The following is a 16,530-nucleotide window of genomic DNA, read 5'->3' on the forward strand; positions in this document are numbered from 1 at the left end:
GCTCAGGCCGTGGGCGTCCACTCCGACACACGCGTGAGCTCGGCTACCTCGTCGGCCGTCAGCTCGACGCGGCCGCCGTCGAGCAGCCCCTGCACCTGCTCGAGTCGCGAGGCGCTCGCGATCGGGGCGACGACGGTCGGCTGCAGGCGCAGCCAGGCGAGCGCCGCCGAGGCGATCGACACGTCGTGCGCGGCGCCGATGCGCTCGAGTGTGTCGATGATCTGCAACCCCTGGGGGGTGGCGTATACCGCGGCGCCCTCGGCGCGCGGAGAGTCGTGGCCCGCGACATCCGTCGAGCGGTACTTCCCGGTCAGGAACCCCTTCGCAAGGGCGAAGTACGGCACGAGGCCGAGGTTCTCGCGCTGGGCGATCGGGACGATCGTCTCTTCGACCTCGTTGCGGTGAACGAGGTTGTAATGCGGCTGGATGGCCACGGGGCGGGCGACGCCGGTCTCATCGGCGATGCGCAGCCACTCCTGGATCCGCTCGGCGGTGTAGTTCGACACGGCGATGTGACGCACGAGACCGTCCGCAACGAGCTGTCCGAATGCGCCGACCGTCTCCTCGAGCGGAGTCTCCTCGTCGTCGAAGTGCGCGTAGTAGAGGTCGATGGCCTCGACGCCGAGGCGCTTCAGTGAGGCCTCGGCCGCTGCGCGGACGTTCGATGCCGAAAGGCCGCGGAAGTCGGGATGCTGGCTGACCTTGGTCGCCACGACGACCTCGGGGCGGCTGCGGGCGGCGAGCCACTCTCCGATGATCGTCTCGCTCTCACCGCCGCTGTGGCCCGGAACCCACGCACTGTACGAGTCGGCGGTGTCGACGAAGTTGCCGCCGCCTTCGACGAAGGCGTCGAGGATCGCGAACGACGCGTCGCGGTCGGCTGTCCAGCCGAAGACGTTGCCGCCGAGGGCGAGGGGGAAGACGGATAGGTCGCTGTTTCCGATCGTGCTCATGATCGGTTCAAGGTGCGCCGTCGCCCGGGTATTCCGGTCCGGGGGCTGGGCGGGCTGACCGCACACGTCGGGCTGACCGCACGCGTCGGGCTGACTCCTCGTATCCGAAGCTGATCCGGGCCGTTCCGGCTTGCAGTACCCGGATGCGGCCCGAATCTGAGGGGTTGCGGCGACCGGCCGGTGACAAACCAGCGGCCCGCCATCGCCGAAAACACCGACGGCGGGGCCGGCAGCTGCCAGCCCCGCCGTCGCGGTGGGTGAGCGGTCGCTCAGCGCTTGCGAGCGGAACCCCGACGCGAGACGGCCACGTAGATGCCGAGCACGATGATCGCGCCGATGATCGAACCGATGATGCCGGAGGGCTGCAGGAAGCCGCCTTCCGGGCTGTGGTTGAAGATCAGGAACCCGAGGAAACCACCGACGAACGAGCCGATGATGCCGAGCACGATGGTCATCAGGATGCCGATGCTCTGCTTGCCGGGGATGACGGCACGAGCGATGAAGCCGGCGATCAGTCCGACGAGGATGAGACCGAGGATCGTCCACAGCATGGTGCTTCTCTTTTCTTTGCTGGAACAGGCGCCGTAGTGGCGCCCGGGGGCCCCGAAAGACTACGGGGAGACGAGCGAAAGCCCTGTCGGCCTTGAGCTCATGCCCGCACTGGCTGTACCCTCTGGCGTCGCCGCGCGCGGCGCGAGCACGCACCACACCCGCAAGACCGCACGCTGCACGGAGCCCGCCGCGACGATCGTGCGTGCTCGCGAGAGATACGTCAGGCGAGGGCCTCGCGCAGCGCGCAGACCCAGGCCGCGAACGCGTCGAGGTGGGCGTCGTGGCTGCCGTCGGGGAGGGGCAGGATGCGGGTGCCCGGGCGCCGGGCGGCGAGTTCGGCCTGCTGCTCGGCGGAGAACATGCCGCGGTCGGCGAAGACGGCGGTCGTCGGCACCGCCAGGCTTTCCCACTCCGCCCATCGCGATTCGTGAACCGCCGCGACCACGGCCTGCATGACGTCGGCGTCGAAGCGGGGCCGCAATCCCGACGGCGTCTCCTCGAGGTCGGCGACCCAAGCCTCGGTGAGCGGCGAGTCGCCCAGGAAGGCCCGCGCGGCTGCGGCGTCGGCGAACGGGGTCGGCCACGAGGCGAAGAAGGCGCCGAGATCGGCGGCTTCCTGTGGATCGGCGCTCCCCGCCGGGTGCCCCTCCAGCATCACGAGCCGACTGACCAGATCGGGGCGGCGGCTCGCGGCGAGGAACGCCGTGTGCGCGCCCATCGACTGACCCACCAGCGCCACTCGCTCGCCGGGTGCGAGCCGCTCGATCACGGCGACGGCATCCGCCACGAACGCGTCGCGCGAGAGGTCGTCGGGCCGCCGCGTGCTGAGACCATGGCCGCGCTGGTCGAGCAGCAGCACCCGGTGACGGTCGGTGAGCGCCGCAGCGGTCGGCATGAGCTCGCGCGCGCTGCCCGCCAGCCCGTGCAGCAACAGAACCGCCGGGCCCGACCCGCCCGCCTCGGTCACCGCGAGCGACACGCCGTCACGGTCGATCATCGTGCGCCGGTGCTGCATCATCCGTCCATTCTCGGATGCCGCGCCGGCCGGTCGACCGGCGAGTACGCACCGTCCCCGCGAGAACGCACCCCGGTTGGAGCGTTCTCGGCGCGAGGGTGCGTGCTCGAGCCGCAGCTACGACCAGCGCAACGGTGTGACCTCGCCAGTCTCCCAGTCGCGGCGGAGGATGCTGTACGCCACCGACCCCAGGGGCTCCGCCCCCTCGACGGGCCATCCCTCGCGGTAATAAGCCTCCTGCACCCAGCCGCAGGCCTCGAAGGTGCGTCGCATCGCACGGTTGTCTTCGCGGGTCTGCCCCTCGAAGCGGTCGACGTCGGGCATCGTCGTAAACACGTGCTCTGCCGCCGTCTTCAGGACATCCTTCGCGAGGCCGCGTCCCCGCCACACCGACGCGAGGCGCAGGTCGAACAACGGAGCGCCGTCGCTGATCTCCTCGAGGCGGAAGAATCCGATGCGGCGGTGCTCGACGTGGTCGATCCAGAACGAGTCGTTGTCCTCGTCGCGGTACCGCCCGGCGGCGATGCCGTCCTCGACCTGCTCGCGCGTGAGCCGCGTGCCGACGTGGAACGGGAACACCTCACCCGTCATGAACGCGATCAGTTCCTCGCGGTCGGCTCCCGCCGGATCGATGCGGACCAGCTCGATCGGCGATGCGGGCGCAGTGGCTGCCATGGGATCAGACGGCGGCGGGCGCCGACTTCCAACCGAGGGCGGGCGCGACGTACTTCGCGAACGACTCGACGATGCGCAGGTTGAACTCGACGCCGAGCTGCGAGGGGATCGTCAGCATGAGCGTGTCGGCGCTCATGACCGCGGCATCCTGCAGCAGCTGTTCGACGAGCACGTCGGGCGCGGCGGCGTAGGTCTTGCCGAAGGTCGACCGCATGCCGTCGATGTACCCGATGCCGTCCTGCTCGTTGCTGCCGCCGAAGTACAGCTCGTCTTCGGCGGTCGTGATCGGGAAGATCGACCGGCTGACCGACGTGCGGGGCTCACCGGGATGCCCGGCTTCGCGCCATGCGGCGCGGAACGCGTCGAGCTGCTGCGCCTGCAGGATGTCGAAAGGGGTGCCGTCGGCCTGGGTGAGGAGCGTCGACGACATGAGGTTGACGCCCCGGCGGCCGGCCCACTCGGCGGAATCGGTGTTGCCGGCGCCCCACCAGATGCGCGAGCGCAGTCCGGGGGAGTGCGGCTCGATGCGCTGCATCCCGCTGCCGCCGCCGAACGGGCTGTTCGGGTCGCGTTCGGCGAGGCCCTCGCCCTCGATGGCGCGGAGGAACGTGTCGAAGTGCTCGCGGGCGATGTCGGCGCCGCGGGGATCCTGCGATCCGGTGTAGCCGAACGCCTCGTAGCCGCGGACGACCGTCTCGGGTGAACCACGGCTCACGCCCAGTGCGAGTCGTCCCTCGGAGATGAGGTCGACGGCCGCTGCCTCCTCGGCGAGGTACAGCGGGTTCTCGTATCGCATGTCGATGACGCCCGTGCCGATCTCGATGTTCTTCGTCGTCGCGGCGATCGCGGCGAGCAGCGGCATCGGGGAGGCCTGCTGCCGTGCGAAGTGGTGCACGCGGAAGTAGGCGCCGACGGCGCCGAGGTCGTCCATGCCCTGTGCGAGGTCGATCGCCTGCCGCAGCGAGTCACCCGCGGTGAGCTCGCGCCCGCCGCCTAGCGGGCCGTAGTGACCGAACGAGAGAGTGCCGAAACGCTGCATGTCAAGCGGCAACGACGATGGCCCCTCTCGCATTCCCCCGTGCATAGGCTGGGCGAAACCGACCCCGGGAGGTGTCATGGTCCAGGTCCGCGTTCTCGGGGTGGCGCTCGATCCCGCCCAGCAGCACGTCATTCTGCTCAAGCCGGTCGACGCCCTGTCCGACCGGGTGCTGCCCGTGTGGATCGGCGCGCAGGAGGCCACGTCCATCCTGGTGGCCATCGAAGGCGTGTCGCCGCCGCGTCCGCTCGCACACGACCTCATGATCCGGCTGCTCGACGCGACCGACGCCAGTGTCGACCGTGTCGAGGTCACCCGGATCGATGACGGCACGTTCTACGCCGAGGTCACCGTGACCGCCCTCACGGGGTCGCGCGTGGTCGACGCCCGTCCCTCCGACGCGATCGCCCTCGCCTCCCGAGCCGGTGCGCCGATCTTCGTCGCCGACGACGTGCTCGCCGAGGCCGGCATCCCCGACACCGTGAGCGAAGCGCCCGAGGGCGCGGAGACCCCCGAGGCCGCCGAGCAGCGGGTCGCGGAGTTCCGCGAGTTCCTCGACGACATCGACCCCGACGACTTCCGCGGCTGACCGGCCGATCGCGCCGGCGCAGCCGCCTCCCGATCCACCACCCCCCGACGAAAGGAACACCCATGTCCCGCATCCTCATCATCGGAGGCCACGGCAAGGTCGCGCTGCGCCTGGAGCCTCAGCTCGCCGAGCGCGGCGACACCGTCACCGCCGTCATCCGCAATCGCGACCACGAGTCGGACATCGTCGCCACCGGCGCGACCCCGCTCGTCGCCGACGTCGAGTCGTTCGACGTCGACCAGCTGACCAACCTGCTCAGCGGCAACGACGCGGTCGTCTGGGCCGCGGGAGCCGGGGGAGGGGATGCCGCACGCACCTGGGCCGTCGATCGCGACGCGGCCATCCGTTCGATCGATGCCGCCGTCGCGGCAGGCGTCCGTCGCTACGTGATGGTGTCGTACTTCGGTGCCGGCCCCGACCACGGCGTGCCCGAGGACGACTCGTTCTACGCCTATGCGGAGGCCAAGGCCGAGGCCGACGCCCACCTGCGCGAGAGCGGGCTGGACTGGACGATCGTCGCGCCGAGCGCTCTGACGCTCGACGAACCGACCGGCAAGATCACCGTCGGCGGGTCGGGTGAGCAGTCCGTGTCGCGCGGCGATGTCGCGGCGGTCATCGCGGCCGTCCTCGCCGAGCCCGCGACCGCCGGTCGCACGATCGAGTTCACCGGCGGCGACACCCCGATCGCAGAGGCGATCACAGCCGGCTGAGGCTTTTGTTAGGGTTGCCTTGCCTCATCGCGGGAGTCCGCGAGATCGATCCGAGGGAAGGCCCCCTATGCTGTCTCGTCCTGTCCGGCGCGCCCTGAGCGCCCTCGCCGTCTCGGCCGCCGCGGCTATCGTCGTGGCAGGTTGCGCCGCGCAACCCTCGGCTGCGGATGCGGCTCCCGAGTCGAGCACCGCGCTCCGCTCCGTCGAGCACGCGCGCGGCGTCACCGAGGTTCCGGGACAGCCGCAGCGGGTCGTGACCCTCGAGCCCCTCGAGCTCGACACCGCGGTCTCCGTCGGCATCACGCCGGTGGGGGCCGCGGTCGCGAGCAACGTCGCCGGCATCCCGGCATACCTCGGCGTGGACGGCGTCGAACCGGTCGGAACCGTTCCCGAGCCCGATCTCGAGGCCATCGCCGCGCTCCAACCCGACCTCATCCTCGGAACCGAGGCGCGGCACTCGAAGCTCTACGACCAGCTGTCCGCGATCGCGCCGACCGTCTTCATCGCGACGCAGGCCGACCCCTGGCGCGACAACGCCGAGCTGATCGGCGAGGCGCTCGGACGCGAGGACGAGGTCGCCGCGCAGATCTCGGCCGTCGACGACCGGTGCGCCGAGATCGGCGAGGAGCACGACGTCGCCGGGCAGACCGCCCAGGTCATCCGTCCCCGCGACGAGACCACCCTCAGCCTCTACGGACCCGTGTCGTTCGCCGGCAGCCTGCTCGAGTGCGTCGGCTACACGACTCCGGAGCACGACTGGGCGGACGGTATCCAGGCCGACATCTCTCCCGAGAACGTCCTCGACGCGCGAGCCGATGCGGTGTTCGTCACGGCATCCGATGTGACCGACGCGTCGGCGGTGCCGGCCGCGATCACGCAGAACGCGGATGCCTTCCCCTCGGTGACGCTGGTCGACACGAGCACCTGGGTGGCCGGCGTCGGTCCGCGCGGAGCGCAGAGCGTGCTCGACGACATCGAGCGCCACCTCGACGGGCGGTGAGCTCGAAGGTCGCGCGTTCGAGAGCCGGCGCAACTGCCACCGGCAGCCTCGTCCTGGTCGGCGTCCTCGTCCTCGTGCTCGTGCTCGTCGCCGGGCTGTCCCTCGCGGTCGGGGCGAACTCGCTCTCACCCGGCACCGTCGTGGCCGTGCTCCAAGGGAAGGGCACGCCCGAAGCGACGTTCGTGGTCGCCGAGCTCCGCATCCCGCGAACCGTCGTGGGTCTGCTCGCCGGCGCCGCGTTGGGCGTCGCCGGGGCGCTCATGCAGGCGTTCACCCGGAACCCGCTCGCCGATCCCGGCATCCTCGGCGTCAATGCCGGCGCCGCCCTCGCGGTCGCGCTCGGCATGGCGGTCCTCGGCGTCCGCACGACCTCGGGAGCGGTGTGGTTCGCCTTCGCCGGCGCGCTCGCCGTCACGGTCGCCGTATACGTCATCGGCTCGGGCGGACGCGGGGCGGCGGGCCCGATCCGGCTCACGCTCGCGGGCGTCGCTCTCGGGGCTGTGCTTTCGGGCGTCACGACCGGCATCGCGCTGAGCAACCCGGATGCCTTCGAGGCCATGCGCAGCTGGAACGCCGGGTCGCTGCTGGGCCGCGGCTGGGACACGATCGGGCCGGTCGCACCGTTCATCGCCGCGGGGCTGGTGCTGGCGGCGGTGCTGGGCCCCGGGCTGAACGCGGTCGCGCTCGGCGACGACGTCGCCCAGGCTCAGGGCGCGAACGTGCGCGGCATCCGGATCGGCGTCATCGTCGCGGTCACGCTCCTGGCGGGAGCGGCGACCGCGCTGGCGGGACCGATCTCGTTCGTCGGACTGATGGTGCCGCACATCGCCCGGTGGGTCTTCGGGGCCGACCAGCGCGTCATCCTCGGCGTCAGCGCCCTGCTCGCCCCCGTGATCGTCCTCGCCGCGGATGTCGTCGGGCGCATCCTCATCGCACCCGCGGAGCTGCCGGTGGGCATCGTCACCGCGTTCGTCGGGGCTCCGATCCTCATCGCGCTCGCGCGGCGACGTCGGGCGAGCGCGCTGTGAGCGGGGCACCCCGGATGCTGCGCCTTCACGCCGGACCGCTGCACGTCTCGCTGCGCCGGCGCAGCCTCATCGTCGGGCTCGGTGCCCTCGTCGTCGCGGCGGTGCTGCTGGTGATCGCCCTCGGCGCCGGCACGTTCCCCGTCGCCCCGCGCGACGTCATCGCGGCGCTGGCGGGCGCGAGCGACGACGCGCTCGTGCAGACCGTCGTTCGCGAGTGGCGGCTGCCCCGCGCACTCGCGGCGCTCGGGGTGGGAGCGGTGCTCGGCATCGCCGGGGCGCTGTTCCAGACCGTCACCCGCAATCCGCTCGCGAGTCCCGACATCCTCGGGCTCTCGAGCGGCGCCTTCACGGGGATGCTCGCCGCGCTGGTCCTGGTGTCGTCGAGCTGGCCCGTCCTCGTCGGAGGCTCGCTCATCGGAGGGCTGGCGACGGCCGCCGCGATCTGGATGCTGGCCTGGCGCGGCGGACTGCAGGGGTTCCGCCTCATCATCGTGGGCATCGGCGTCTCGGCGATGCTCGCGTCGCTGAACACCTGGATGCTGCTGCAGATCGAGCTCGAGACCGCCATGTTCGCCTCGGCCTGGGGTGCCGGCACCCTCAACGGCGTCACCGCCCCGGCCGTCGCCGGCACGCTCGCCTGCGCGGCACCGTTCGTGGTGGGGGCTTTCGCGCTCGTACCGCGGCTGCGGCAGCTCGAGCTCGGCGACGACCTCGCCGCGGCGACCGGTGCGCGTCCGCACCTCGTCCGCAGCCTCGCGCTGCTCGTGGGCGTCGTGCTGGTGGCTGCGGCGACCACCGTCGGCGGGCCGATCGCGTTCATCGCACTGGCTGCCCCGCAGGTGGGTCGGCTGCTCGCGCGCGCACCTCACCTGTCGCTCGGCCTCTCCGCCCTCACCGGAGCGGTTCTGCTGATCTCCTCCGACCTCATCGCCCAGCACCTGCTGCCCGCTCCGCTTCCCGTCGGCGTCGTGACCGTCTCTCTCGGCGGCGCTTATCTCGTCCTCATGATCGTGCTGGAGGTTCGCCGCCGTGCCTGACCCGTCTTCATCCGCGACCCCGCTCGCCGCCGAATCGGTGACCCTCGCCTACGACGGCGCCGAGATCGTGCGCGATCTGTCGGTGCAGATCGAGCCGGGCTCGTTCACCGTCATCATCGGTCCGAATGCGTGCGGCAAATCGACGCTCCTGCGAGGCATGTCCCGCCTGCTCGCGCCGCGCGCGGGGCGCGTCGTCCTCGACGGTCGGGCCATCGCCGAGCTGCCCGCGAAGGAGGTCGCCCGCCGGCTCGGGCTGCTTCCGCAGACGGCGATCGCACCCGAGGGGATCACCGTCCGCGAGCTCGTGGGCCGAGGCCGCTACCCGCACCAGGGCCTGTTCCGCCAGTGGTCGAGCGCCGATGACGTCGCGGTCGACGAGGCGCTGGCGGCGACGGCGACGACGGAGCTCGCATCGCGCCCCGTCGATGCTCTCTCGGGAGGGCAGCGCCAGCGCGTCTGGGTGGCGATGGTCCTTGCTCAAGAGACCGGGCTGCTGCTGCTGGACGAACCGACGACCTTCCTGGACGTCGCCCACCAAGTGGAGCTCATGGAACTGTTCGCCGAGCTGAACGAGCGCGGCCGCACGATCGTCGCCGTGCTGCACGACCTCAATCACGCTGCGCGCTACGCCAGCCGGATCGTCGCTATGCGCGGCGGCCGTATCCTCGCCGAGGGGACCCCGGCCGAGGTCATCACGAGCGCTCGCGTGCACGAGGTCTTCGGGCTCGCGAACGTCGTCGTCGACGACCCGATCACCGGTGGTCCGCTCGTCGTCCCGCTGCGCGCGCGGCGGACCGTCACGAGCGCGGGGGAGGAGCCGAGATGACCCCGGATCGCCCGTGGGCCTACAGTGCCTTCGTCGTCGAGGTCGCCGCCGTCGCCCGCCTCAGCCCGGGCTTCGTCCGCGTCACCCTCCGCGGCGACGCGCTCGAGCACTTCGCGCCCTGGGGGCTCGATCAGCGCATCAAGGTCGTGCTGCCCCTGCCGGGTCGCCCCGGCCCGGGCCTCGCCGAGTTCGGCCTGCTCGATGAGCCGACCCCGCATCCCTCCGACTGGTATTCGCGGTGGCGGACACTCGATGAGCGGGAGCGGAACGTACTCCGGACGTACACGCCCTCGGCGATCCGGGTGGCCGAACGCGAGATCGATGTCGACTTCTTCCTGCACGAGCCCGCCGGGCCCGCCTCGGCGTGGGCGATCGCCGCACGCCCGGGCGACCCGCTCGTGATCACGGGTCCCGACGCGCGCATGGGCTGGACCGGGTACGGCATCCACTGGACGCCCGGCGACCCGAACCGGTTCCTCCTGGTCGGCGACGAGACGGCGTTCCCCGCGCTCCGCAACATCGTCGGGTCCCTGCCGGACGGTGCCCGCGCCCACGTGATCGTCGGTGCGGCGGATGCTGCAGACGACCTCGTCACGGCGGCGCTCGCCGAACGCGCCGACGTGACCCGCGTGCGCCACCGCGCGGGCGACGACGCGCTCGCGGGCGCCGTGCGAGCGTGGGCCGACGAGCACGGCGAGGCGGCGGCTGCGGACCCCGGGTTCGGGGCCTGGCTCGCGGGCGAGTCCGGCGTCGTCACCGGCATCCGCCGTCTACTCACGCGCGAGGTCGGCGTCGCTAAGGACCGCATCTCGTTTCTCGGCTACTGGCGGCACGGCGGCCCTCTCGTCGGCTGAGGCCGCGGGTCGCTCGCGCCGACTCCTCATGATCGCTCGGTGGGGCGGGTGCAGACGGCGTGGTTCCGGGGCACCCGCGGCGAGCCGCACCCGCCCTTGAGGAGTTGGTGCGGCACGGTCTCGATACGCTGACGGCATGACCCCGCGCGATCTTCCCGGCGGCGCCGTGCTCCGCGCCGCTCGTCCCGGAGACGAGACCGGCATCCTCGACTGCATCCGTGCCCTCGCCGTCTACGAGAAGGAGCCGGATGCCGTCGAGAACACCGCCGACGCGCTCCGCGACACCTTGTTCGGGGCCGAGCCCCGCGCGTTCTGCCACGTCGTCGAGCGAGAGGGCGTGATCGTCGGCATCGCGATCTGGTTCCTCACCTATTCGACCTGGACCGGGCGCCACGGCGTCTGGCTCGAAGACCTGTTCGTCGACGAGGCGCAGCGCGGTTCCGGGTACGGGAAAGCGCTCATCTCGTCGCTCGCCGAGGTCTGCTTCGACCGCGGCTACTCGCGACTCGAGTGGACCGTGCTCGACTGGAACGCCCCCTCGATCGCGTTCTACCGCTCGATCGGAGCCGCCCCGATGACGGAGTGGACGACGCAGCGCCTCACCGGCGACGCCCTGCTCGCGCTGGCGGGCTGAACGACCCCGTCGGTCCGCGTCTGCCCCGGGCGGCCGCCCGCGTCAAGCCCGCCGACGGTGGGGGAGGGCGCTCATAGGGTGGAGGCATGGCAGATCAGATCCACGTCCCCAACGTGACCCTCAACTCCGGCTTCGAGATCCCGCAGCTCGGCTACGGCGTCTTCAAGGTCGACCCGGCCGAGACCGAGCGTCTCGTCTCCGAGGCCTTCGAGGCGGGATACCGCCACATCGACACCGCCGCGATCTACGGCAACGAGGAGGGCGTCGGCCGCGCCATCGCCGCGAGCGGCATCCCGCGTGACGAGCTGTTCGTCACGACCAAGCTGTGGAACGACCGCCAGGGCGGCGACGAGCCCCGCGCGGCCCTCTCGGAGAGCCTCGACAAGCTCGGGCTCGACCACGTCGACCTGTACCTCGTGCACTGGCCCGCTCCCGCGAACGGCAACTACGTCAACGCCTGGCAGAAGCTCATCGAGCTCCGCGATGCAGGTCACACCCGCTCGATCGGCGTCTCGAACCACCTCGTCGAGCACCTCGAGAAGATCCACGCCGAGACCGGCGTGCTTCCCGCGGTGAACCAGATCGAGCTGCACCCCGCCTACCAGCAGAAGGATGTCGTCGACTGGGCGACCGACAAGGGTGTGCGCATCGAGTCGTGGGGTCCGCTCGGACAGGGCAAGTACGACCTCTTCGGCGCGGAGCCCGTGGCCGAGGCCGCGGCCGCCCATGGCAAGAGCCCCGCGCAGGTCGTACTCCGCTGGCACCTGCAGCGCGGTTTCATCGTCTTCCCCAAGACGGTCAACCGCGAGCGCATGGTCGAGAACGCGTCGCTGTTCGACTTCGAGCTCACCACCGCGCAGGTCGACGCCATCTCGGCCCTCGACCCGGGCGACGGCTCGGGCCGCGTGAGCGCCCACCCCTCCGAGGTGAACTGACTCCGGCCCGGGCTCGGTCCGGCTCGGGCACCGGCGGATCGGGCGCAGTTCGCGGCGTCGTGCGGAGGTGTTTCTGCGCCGGATGTCGCGAACCGCGCCCGATCCGCGTGCCGCCGCGGTTTCGTAGGCTGGAGGGGTGGCATCCGTCCTGAACGTCTCGGCGTACCTCTTCACGCACATCGCCGACCCGGCAGCGCTGCGCGCGGTGCTCGGCGAGCGGGCCGCGGCGGCGGATTTGAGGGGGACGATCCTCCTCGCGGAGGAGGGCATCAACCTCTTCCTCGCGGGAGCGGAGAGCAGCGTCCGCGGGTTCCTCGCCGAGCTCCGCACCGATGACCGCTTCGCCGCGCTGACGGCGAAGGAGAGCTGGTCCGACGAGCAGCCGTTCGGCCGGATGCTCGTGAAGGTCAAGCGCGAGATCATCCGCATGGATCGCCCCGCGATCCGTCCCGCTGCCGAACGGGCGCCGAGCGTGTCGCCCGGCGACCTGCGGCGCTGGCTCGACCAGGGCCACGACGACGCGGGGCGCGACATCGTGCTGCTCGACACCCGCAACGCGTTCGAGGTCGACTACGGCACGTTCGCGGGGGCCGTGGACTGGCGGATCGAGCGGTTCACGCAGTTCCCGGATGCCGCGAGCGCGCACCGCGACCAGCTCGCGGGCAAGACGGTGGTGAGCTTCTGCACCGGCGGCATCCGCTGCGAGAAGGCCGCGATCGTGCTGCGTGACGAGGGCGTCGACGCCTATCAGCTCGAGGGCGGCATCCTCGGCTATTTCGAGCACGAGGGCGGCGCGCATTGGAACGGCGAGTGCTTCGTCTTCGACGAACGCGAAGCGCTGTCGCCCGACCTGGCGGCGCGGCAACGACCGTGACCCGGATCGTCGTCCTCACCGGGGCGGGCATCTCGGCCGAGTCGGGCATCCGCACGTTCCGCGCCGCCGACGGGCTCTGGGAGGACCACCGCATCGAGGACGTCGCGACCCCCGAGGGGTATGCCGCCGACCCCGCCCTCGTGCACGCCTTCTACGACGAGCGCCGCCGCGTCGCGCGCGCCGCGCAGCCGAACGCCGCCCACCGGGCGCTCGCCGATCTCGAGGCCCGGCGCCCCGGCGACGTGCTCATCGTCACGCAGAACGTCGACGACCTGCACGAACGCGCCGGCTCGACGCGGGTGACCCACATCCACGGCGAGCTCGGGTCGGCCCTCTGCGAGGCGTGCGGGCAGCGCGTGCCGTGGAGCGGCGACCTCTCCGGGCGACCGCCCTGCCCGGCGTGCGGGGTCCGCGCGCTGCGCCCCGACGTGGTGGGTTCGGTGAGGCGGTGTACGGGCTCGACGACATCTTCGACGCGGTGGCGCTGTGCGAGGAGTTCTGGGTCATCGGGACGTCGGGTGCGGTCACCCCCGCCGCCTCGCTCGTCGCCGTGGCGGCCGAGGCCGGGGCTCGGACGGCCCTGCTGAACCTCGAGGCCCACGACGACGTGCGTGTGTTCGACGACGTCGTGCTGGGTCCCGCGACCGCGACGGTGCCCACCTGGGCCGCGCGTTTCTGACCCCGCCAACGCCGCGTCCCCCAGACCCGCGAGACCGCACTTCCGCGCCGAGACGGTGGGGCGGCCCCATCGTCTCGGCGCGAAAGTGACGTCTCGCGGATCCGGGAGGGGGCGCGTCGGGGGTCGGCGGTAGCGTCGTCGCATGGAACCGCACCGGCTCACCCGCGAGCAGGCCCGCCGCATCATCGTCCGGGCGCAGCTGCTCGAGGCCGACCGCCCCGGTGACGTCGTCGAGGTGGCCGAGCAGATCGGCGCGATCAAGATCGATCCGACGGCGGTCATCGCCCCCAGCGAGCAGGCGATCCCGTGGGCGCGGATCGGCTGGGGGTACGAGCCCGGTCAACTGACGAAAGCGGTCGAGGACGACCGGCAGCTGTTCGAGTACGCCGGGTCGTTCTACCCGACGAGCATGCTTCCCGCGATGCGCGCGCGGATGCGGGAGCGCCCGCTGCGCGAGAGCACTGCGGCCTGGCTCGAGGCCAACAGCGCCTTCCGCGCCGACGTGCTCGCACGCTTGCGCGCCGACGGGCCGCTGCTGGCGTCCGACATCCCCGACACCGCCGCCGTGCCGGCGGGCAACGAGGGCGGGTGGTACAGCGACAATCAGGTGCCGCGGATGCTCGATCTGCTCGAGCGCCTCGGCGAGGTGGCCGTCGTCGGCCGCACCGGTCGCCTGCGCCGGTGGGACGTCGCCGAGCGCGCGCGCGGTCCCGAGCCCGACGACCTGACGTTCGACGACGCCGGGGCCCTCCTCGACGAGCGACGCCTGCAGGGCGCGGGTCTGGCGCGGCAGAAGTCGTCGTGGTCGGGCGTCGGGATGGCGGGCGACCCGGCTGTGGTCGAGGGCAGCACGTGGAAGTGGCGGGTCGATCCGCGCGCGCTCGAGGCCATCGACGACGACCCGGGCGGGCGGGTCGCGATCCTGAACCCTTACGACGGGATGCTGTTCGACCGGCCGCGCCTCGTCGAGGCATTCGAGTTCGCGTACAAGCTCGAGCAGTTCCTGCCCAAGGCGCAGCGGGTGTACGGCTATTTCGCGCATCCGATCCTGTGCGGCGACCGCTTCATCGGCCTTCTGGATGCCGCCCTCGACAAGCCCAAGGAGAATCTCGTCGTCGCCGCGATGCACGAGCTCCTGCCGTGGGAGGCGGAGGAGCGCGAGATGGTCGAGGCGGAGATCAGGGATCTCGGCGACTGGCTCGGAGTGCCCGTTCGCGGACTCGACTGACGCAGCAGACTCCTACCAGCCGCCCGGCGCCGTCGCAAGGCGGTCGCTAGGTCGACGCTCCCGGCGAAGCATGGTCTCAGCCCCGAAAACCGAAACGAAAGGAGCCGCCCATGGCTCGCATCATCGAGACCATCGACGTCAACGTGCCCGTCTCCGTCGCGTACAACCAGTGGACGCAGTTCGAATCGTTCCCGCACTTCCTGAGCTTCGTCGAGTCGATCACCCAGCTCGACGACGGCACCACCCACTGGAAGGTGAAGATCGGCGGGGTGGAGCGCGAGTTCACCGCGAAGATCACCGAGCAGCACCCCGACGAGCGCGTCGCCTGGAACAGCGTCCAGGGCAAGGACGAGCACGCCGGTGTCGTGACGTTCCACAAGCTCGGCGACAACGAGACGCGGGTCACCGTGCAGCTCGACTGGAAGCCGGAAGGCTTCGTCGAGTCGGTCGGTGCGGCCATCGGCATCGACGACCACGCCGTCAAGAAGGACCTCACGCGCTTCAAGGAGTTCATCGAGTCGCGCGGCACCGAGACCGGTGCGTGGCGCGGCGACATCGAGAGCTGACCTCGACTCGCGTACGAACGCTGAGAGGCCCCTCCGTCCGCGGAGGGGCCTCTCGCCGTCGCTGCGGTTCAGCTGCTGAGCTTGCGGAGCGCGGACCGCTTGTGAGCGGCCTGGTCGCCGCTCTTCTCCGACTCGACGATGAAGGCGGGGTCGTCGGCGGATGCCGTGAACTTCTGACCCGCGAACTGGAAGTCCTTCTCCTTCTTCTCGACGATCTTCCCCTGCGTCCGCCCCTGGGAGGTGCCCCAGCTGACGCGGTCGCCCTTCGACAGTTCCTGAGCCATGCCGGCTCCTTCCGTTGTGCGTTCGTTGCGGCGATCCTGCCGCGCCGCACGGACGCCGGGGTAGTCGTTGACACAGTCCGCTCCGATGCGCCAGCGGTCGCCGCAGACGATGCGTCCTGCGAGACTGCGGGCATGCGCACGATCGTGATCACGGGAGCCAGCGACGGAATCGGAGCCGCCGCCGCGCGGCGTCTCACCCGCGAGGGGCACCGCGTGGTGCTCGTGGGTCGGTCGCCCGAGAAGACCCGCGCCCTCGCCGCGGAGCTGGGCGCTCCCTTCCACCTCGCCGACTACGCCGAGCTCGCCCAGGTACGCCGACTGGCGGGGGAGCTGCGCGAGGCGTATCCGCGCATCGACGTGCTCGCCAACAACGCCGGCGGCATCTTCGGCCCGCGCCACCTCACCGTCGACGGGTTCGAGCAGACGTTCCAGGTCAACCATCTCGCCGGCTTCCTGCTGACGAACCTGTTGCTCGACCGGCTCGCCGACAGCAGCGCTTCGGTCATCCAGACCGCCAGCGTCGCGGCTCGGATGTTCTCGCGCTTCGACGTCACCGACCTCAACGCCGCGGGGCGGTACTCGGGTCGCGTCGCATACGGCAACGCGAAGCTGGCGAATATCCTCTTCACGCGCGAGCTGCAGCACCGCGCCGGCGACCGCGGCATCTCGGCCGCCGCCTTTCACCCGGGCGTCGTCGCGACGCAGTTCGCCGCGAACGTGCCCGGACCGTTCCGCTGGATGTACCACAACCCCGTCGCCCGGCGCGTGATGACCACCACGGACGAAGGCGGAGCGCGGATGGTCTTCCTGGCGGACGGCGAGCCGGGGCGCGACTGGGTTCCGGGCGGGTACTACGAGAAGGACCGGCTCACGCGGTCGCACCGCGACGCGACGGATGCCGTCCTCGCCCGAGAGCTGTGGGAGCGCAGCGCCGAGATGGTGTCGCTCGCGCGCTGAGCCACGCAGCCGTAACCGGCAAAACCTGGACGACATCGTGTTCGACCAGGGCGTCGAGATGGATGGCGGCCATGTCCTGCACCGCGGTGCGGAGGCGA

General features: G+C 71.3%; 20 protein-coding genes and 1 pseudogene. 15 read left to right on the forward strand and 6 right to left on the reverse strand.

Going from position 1 to position 16,530, the window contains the following annotated elements; translation table 11 throughout:
• Positions 1–2: 2 nt before the first annotated feature.
• The 5 genes from ACPYN5_RS04360 to ACPYN5_RS04380 all read right to left on the reverse strand — a co-directional run bounded on the left by ACPYN5_RS04360 (position 3) and on the right by ACPYN5_RS04380 (position 4,234).
• A complete protein-coding gene (locus ACPYN5_RS04360; RefSeq protein ID WP_424447763.1) occupies positions 3–953 on the reverse strand; it encodes an aldo/keto reductase in 951 nt (316 codons plus the stop codon).
• 269 nt (positions 954–1,222) lie between these two features.
• Positions 1,223–1,504 (reverse strand): GlsB/YeaQ/YmgE family stress response membrane protein, encoded by a 282-nt coding sequence (locus ACPYN5_RS04365; protein ID WP_424447764.1) that lies wholly within the window; start codon positions 1,502–1,504, stop codon positions 1,223–1,225.
• Positions 1,505–1,725: 221 nt separating this feature from the next.
• The gene (locus tag ACPYN5_RS04370) at positions 1,726–2,523 is read right to left on the reverse strand and encodes an alpha/beta fold hydrolase (RefSeq protein WP_424447765.1); all 798 of its coding nucleotides are present in this window, start codon (positions 2,521–2,523) and stop codon (positions 1,726–1,728) included.
• Positions 2,524–2,637: 114 nt separating this feature from the next.
• Entirely contained in the window at positions 2,638–3,195 is a 558-nt protein-coding gene (locus tag ACPYN5_RS04375) for a GNAT family N-acetyltransferase (RefSeq protein WP_424447766.1), read from the reverse strand.
• A 4-nt stretch (positions 3,196–3,199) separates the two neighbouring features.
• Positions 3,200–4,234, reverse strand: a complete 1,035-nt coding sequence (locus ACPYN5_RS04380) for an LLM class flavin-dependent oxidoreductase (RefSeq protein ID WP_424447767.1) — start codon at positions 4,232–4,234, stop codon at positions 3,200–3,202.
• 76 nt (positions 4,235–4,310) lie between these two features.
• Between ACPYN5_RS04380 and ACPYN5_RS04385 the strand changes: the two genes are divergently transcribed.
• The 14 genes and pseudogenes from ACPYN5_RS04385 (at position 4,311) to ACPYN5_RS04450 (ending at position 15,191) form a co-directional block, all read left to right on the forward strand.
• Positions 4,311–4,820, forward strand: a complete 510-nt coding sequence (locus ACPYN5_RS04385) for a bifunctional nuclease family protein (RefSeq protein WP_424447768.1) — start codon at positions 4,311–4,313, stop codon at positions 4,818–4,820.
• Positions 4,821–4,882: 62 nt separating this feature from the next.
• The gene (locus ACPYN5_RS04390; protein ID WP_424447769.1) at positions 4,883–5,530 is read left to right on the forward strand and encodes an NAD(P)H-binding protein; all 648 of its coding nucleotides are present in this window, start codon (positions 4,883–4,885) and stop codon (positions 5,528–5,530) included.
• A gap of 67 nt (positions 5,531–5,597) precedes the next feature.
• A complete protein-coding gene (locus tag ACPYN5_RS04395) occupies positions 5,598–6,530 on the forward strand; it encodes an ABC transporter substrate-binding protein (RefSeq protein WP_424447770.1) in 933 nt (310 codons plus the stop codon).
• Entirely contained in the window at positions 6,527–7,558 is a 1,032-nt protein-coding gene (locus ACPYN5_RS04400; protein ID WP_424447771.1) for a FecCD family ABC transporter permease, read from the forward strand. Before ACPYN5_RS04395 ends, ACPYN5_RS04400 begins: the two co-directional genes overlap by 4 nt.
• 14 nt (positions 7,559–7,572) lie before the next feature.
• On the forward strand, positions 7,573–8,595 hold the full coding sequence (locus tag ACPYN5_RS04405) for a FecCD family ABC transporter permease (protein WP_424447772.1): 1,023 nt from the start codon (positions 7,573–7,575) through the stop codon (positions 8,593–8,595).
• Entirely contained in the window at positions 8,588–9,421 is an 834-nt protein-coding gene (locus ACPYN5_RS04410; RefSeq protein WP_424447773.1) for an ABC transporter ATP-binding protein, read from the forward strand. Before ACPYN5_RS04405 ends, ACPYN5_RS04410 begins: the two co-directional genes overlap by 8 nt.
• The gene (locus ACPYN5_RS04415; protein WP_424447774.1) at positions 9,418–10,275 is read left to right on the forward strand and encodes a siderophore-interacting protein; all 858 of its coding nucleotides are present in this window, start codon (positions 9,418–9,420) and stop codon (positions 10,273–10,275) included. The genes ACPYN5_RS04410 and ACPYN5_RS04415 overlap by 4 nt, the downstream gene beginning before the upstream one ends.
• 136 nt (positions 10,276–10,411) lie before the next feature.
• On the forward strand, positions 10,412–10,909 hold the full coding sequence (locus ACPYN5_RS04420; protein WP_424447775.1) for a GNAT family N-acetyltransferase: 498 nt from the start codon (positions 10,412–10,414) through the stop codon (positions 10,907–10,909).
• Between the two features lie 86 nt (positions 10,910–10,995).
• On the forward strand, positions 10,996–11,844 hold the full coding sequence (locus ACPYN5_RS04425) for an aldo/keto reductase (protein ID WP_424447776.1): 849 nt from the start codon (positions 10,996–10,998) through the stop codon (positions 11,842–11,844).
• 136 nt (positions 11,845–11,980) lie between these two features.
• On the forward strand, positions 11,981–12,718 hold the full coding sequence (locus ACPYN5_RS04430) for a sulfurtransferase (RefSeq protein ID WP_424447777.1): 738 nt from the start codon (positions 11,981–11,983) through the stop codon (positions 12,716–12,718).
• Positions 12,715–13,092 (forward strand): annotated as a pseudogene (locus tag ACPYN5_RS04435) (Sir2 family NAD-dependent protein deacetylase); the annotation flags it as partial. The gene ACPYN5_RS04430 and the pseudogene ACPYN5_RS04435, both read left to right, overlap by 4 nt.
• Before the next feature lie 74 nt (positions 13,093–13,166).
• The gene (locus tag ACPYN5_RS04440) at positions 13,167–13,397 is read left to right on the forward strand and encodes an SIR2 family NAD-dependent protein deacylase (protein ID WP_424448253.1); all 231 of its coding nucleotides are present in this window, start codon (positions 13,167–13,169) and stop codon (positions 13,395–13,397) included.
• Between the two features lie 142 nt (positions 13,398–13,539).
• Positions 13,540–14,625: a winged helix DNA-binding domain-containing protein gene (locus tag ACPYN5_RS04445; RefSeq protein WP_424447778.1), complete on the forward strand. Its 1,086-nt coding sequence runs from the start codon at positions 13,540–13,542 to the stop codon at positions 14,623–14,625.
• Between the two features lie 110 nt (positions 14,626–14,735).
• Positions 14,736–15,191, forward strand: coding sequence for an SRPBCC family protein (locus ACPYN5_RS04450; protein ID WP_424447779.1), 456 nt, complete (start codon positions 14,736–14,738; stop codon positions 15,189–15,191).
• A 68-nt stretch (positions 15,192–15,259) separates the two neighbouring features.
• Here ACPYN5_RS04450 and ACPYN5_RS04455 read toward each other — a convergent pair whose 3' ends face one another.
• Positions 15,260–15,475 (reverse strand): hypervirulence associated TUDOR domain-containing protein, encoded by a 216-nt coding sequence (locus ACPYN5_RS04455; RefSeq protein WP_424447780.1) that lies wholly within the window; start codon positions 15,473–15,475, stop codon positions 15,260–15,262.
• Positions 15,476–15,607: 132 nt separating this feature from the next.
• Here ACPYN5_RS04455 and ACPYN5_RS04460 point away from each other — a divergent pair, with 132 nt between their 5' ends.
• Positions 15,608–16,432 carry an SDR family NAD(P)-dependent oxidoreductase gene (locus ACPYN5_RS04460; RefSeq protein ID WP_424447781.1) on the forward strand — a complete coding sequence of 275 codons (825 nt, stop codon included), beginning with the start codon at positions 15,608–15,610 and terminating at the stop codon, positions 16,430–16,432.
• Positions 16,433–16,530 lie beyond the last annotated feature (98 nt).

The sequence above is a fragment of the Microbacterium arborescens genome (assembly GCF_049707515.1).
In the GTDB taxonomy this organism is placed as follows: Bacteria; Actinomycetota; Actinomycetes; order Actinomycetales; family Microbacteriaceae; genus Microbacterium; species Microbacterium arborescens_B.

What these genes read in the sequence shown, in the direction of transcription:
- ACPYN5_RS04360 (WP_424447763.1), bottom strand. Translation starts at nt 953, where the DNA reads ATGAGCACGATCGGAAACAGCGACCTATCCGTCTTCCCCCTCGCCCTC.
- ACPYN5_RS04365 (WP_424447764.1), bottom strand. Translation starts at nt 1,504, where the DNA reads ATGCTGTGGACGATCCTCGGTCTCATCCTCGTCGGACTGATCGCCGGC.
- ACPYN5_RS04370 (WP_424447765.1), bottom strand. Translation starts at nt 2,523, where the DNA reads ATGATGCAGCACCGGCGCACGATGATCGACCGTGACGGCGTGTCGCTC.
- ACPYN5_RS04375 (WP_424447766.1), bottom strand. Translation starts at nt 3,195, where the DNA reads ATGGCAGCCACTGCGCCCGCATCGCCGATCGAGCTGGTCCGCATCGAT.
- ACPYN5_RS04380 (WP_424447767.1), bottom strand. Translation starts at nt 4,234, where the DNA reads ATGCAGCGTTTCGGCACTCTCTCGTTCGGTCACTACGGCCCGCTAGGC.
- ACPYN5_RS04385 (WP_424447768.1), top strand. Translation starts at nt 4,311, where the DNA reads ATGGTCCAGGTCCGCGTTCTCGGGGTGGCGCTCGATCCCGCCCAGCAG.
- ACPYN5_RS04390 (WP_424447769.1), top strand. Translation starts at nt 4,883, where the DNA reads ATGTCCCGCATCCTCATCATCGGAGGCCACGGCAAGGTCGCGCTGCGC.
- ACPYN5_RS04395 (WP_424447770.1), top strand. Translation starts at nt 5,598, where the DNA reads ATGCTGTCTCGTCCTGTCCGGCGCGCCCTGAGCGCCCTCGCCGTCTCG.
- ACPYN5_RS04405 (WP_424447772.1), top strand. Translation starts at nt 7,573, where the DNA reads ATGCTGCGCCTTCACGCCGGACCGCTGCACGTCTCGCTGCGCCGGCGC.
- ACPYN5_RS04415 (WP_424447774.1), top strand. Translation starts at nt 9,418, where the DNA reads ATGACCCCGGATCGCCCGTGGGCCTACAGTGCCTTCGTCGTCGAGGTC.
- ACPYN5_RS04420 (WP_424447775.1), top strand. Translation starts at nt 10,412, where the DNA reads ATGACCCCGCGCGATCTTCCCGGCGGCGCCGTGCTCCGCGCCGCTCGT.
- ACPYN5_RS04425 (WP_424447776.1), top strand. Translation starts at nt 10,996, where the DNA reads ATGGCAGATCAGATCCACGTCCCCAACGTGACCCTCAACTCCGGCTTC.
- ACPYN5_RS04445 (WP_424447778.1), top strand. Translation starts at nt 13,540, where the DNA reads ATGGAACCGCACCGGCTCACCCGCGAGCAGGCCCGCCGCATCATCGTC.
- ACPYN5_RS04450 (WP_424447779.1), top strand. Translation starts at nt 14,736, where the DNA reads ATGGCTCGCATCATCGAGACCATCGACGTCAACGTGCCCGTCTCCGTC.
- ACPYN5_RS04455 (WP_424447780.1), bottom strand. Translation starts at nt 15,475, where the DNA reads ATGGCTCAGGAACTGTCGAAGGGCGACCGCGTCAGCTGGGGCACCTCC.
- ACPYN5_RS04460 (WP_424447781.1), top strand. Translation starts at nt 15,608, where the DNA reads ATGCGCACGATCGTGATCACGGGAGCCAGCGACGGAATCGGAGCCGCC.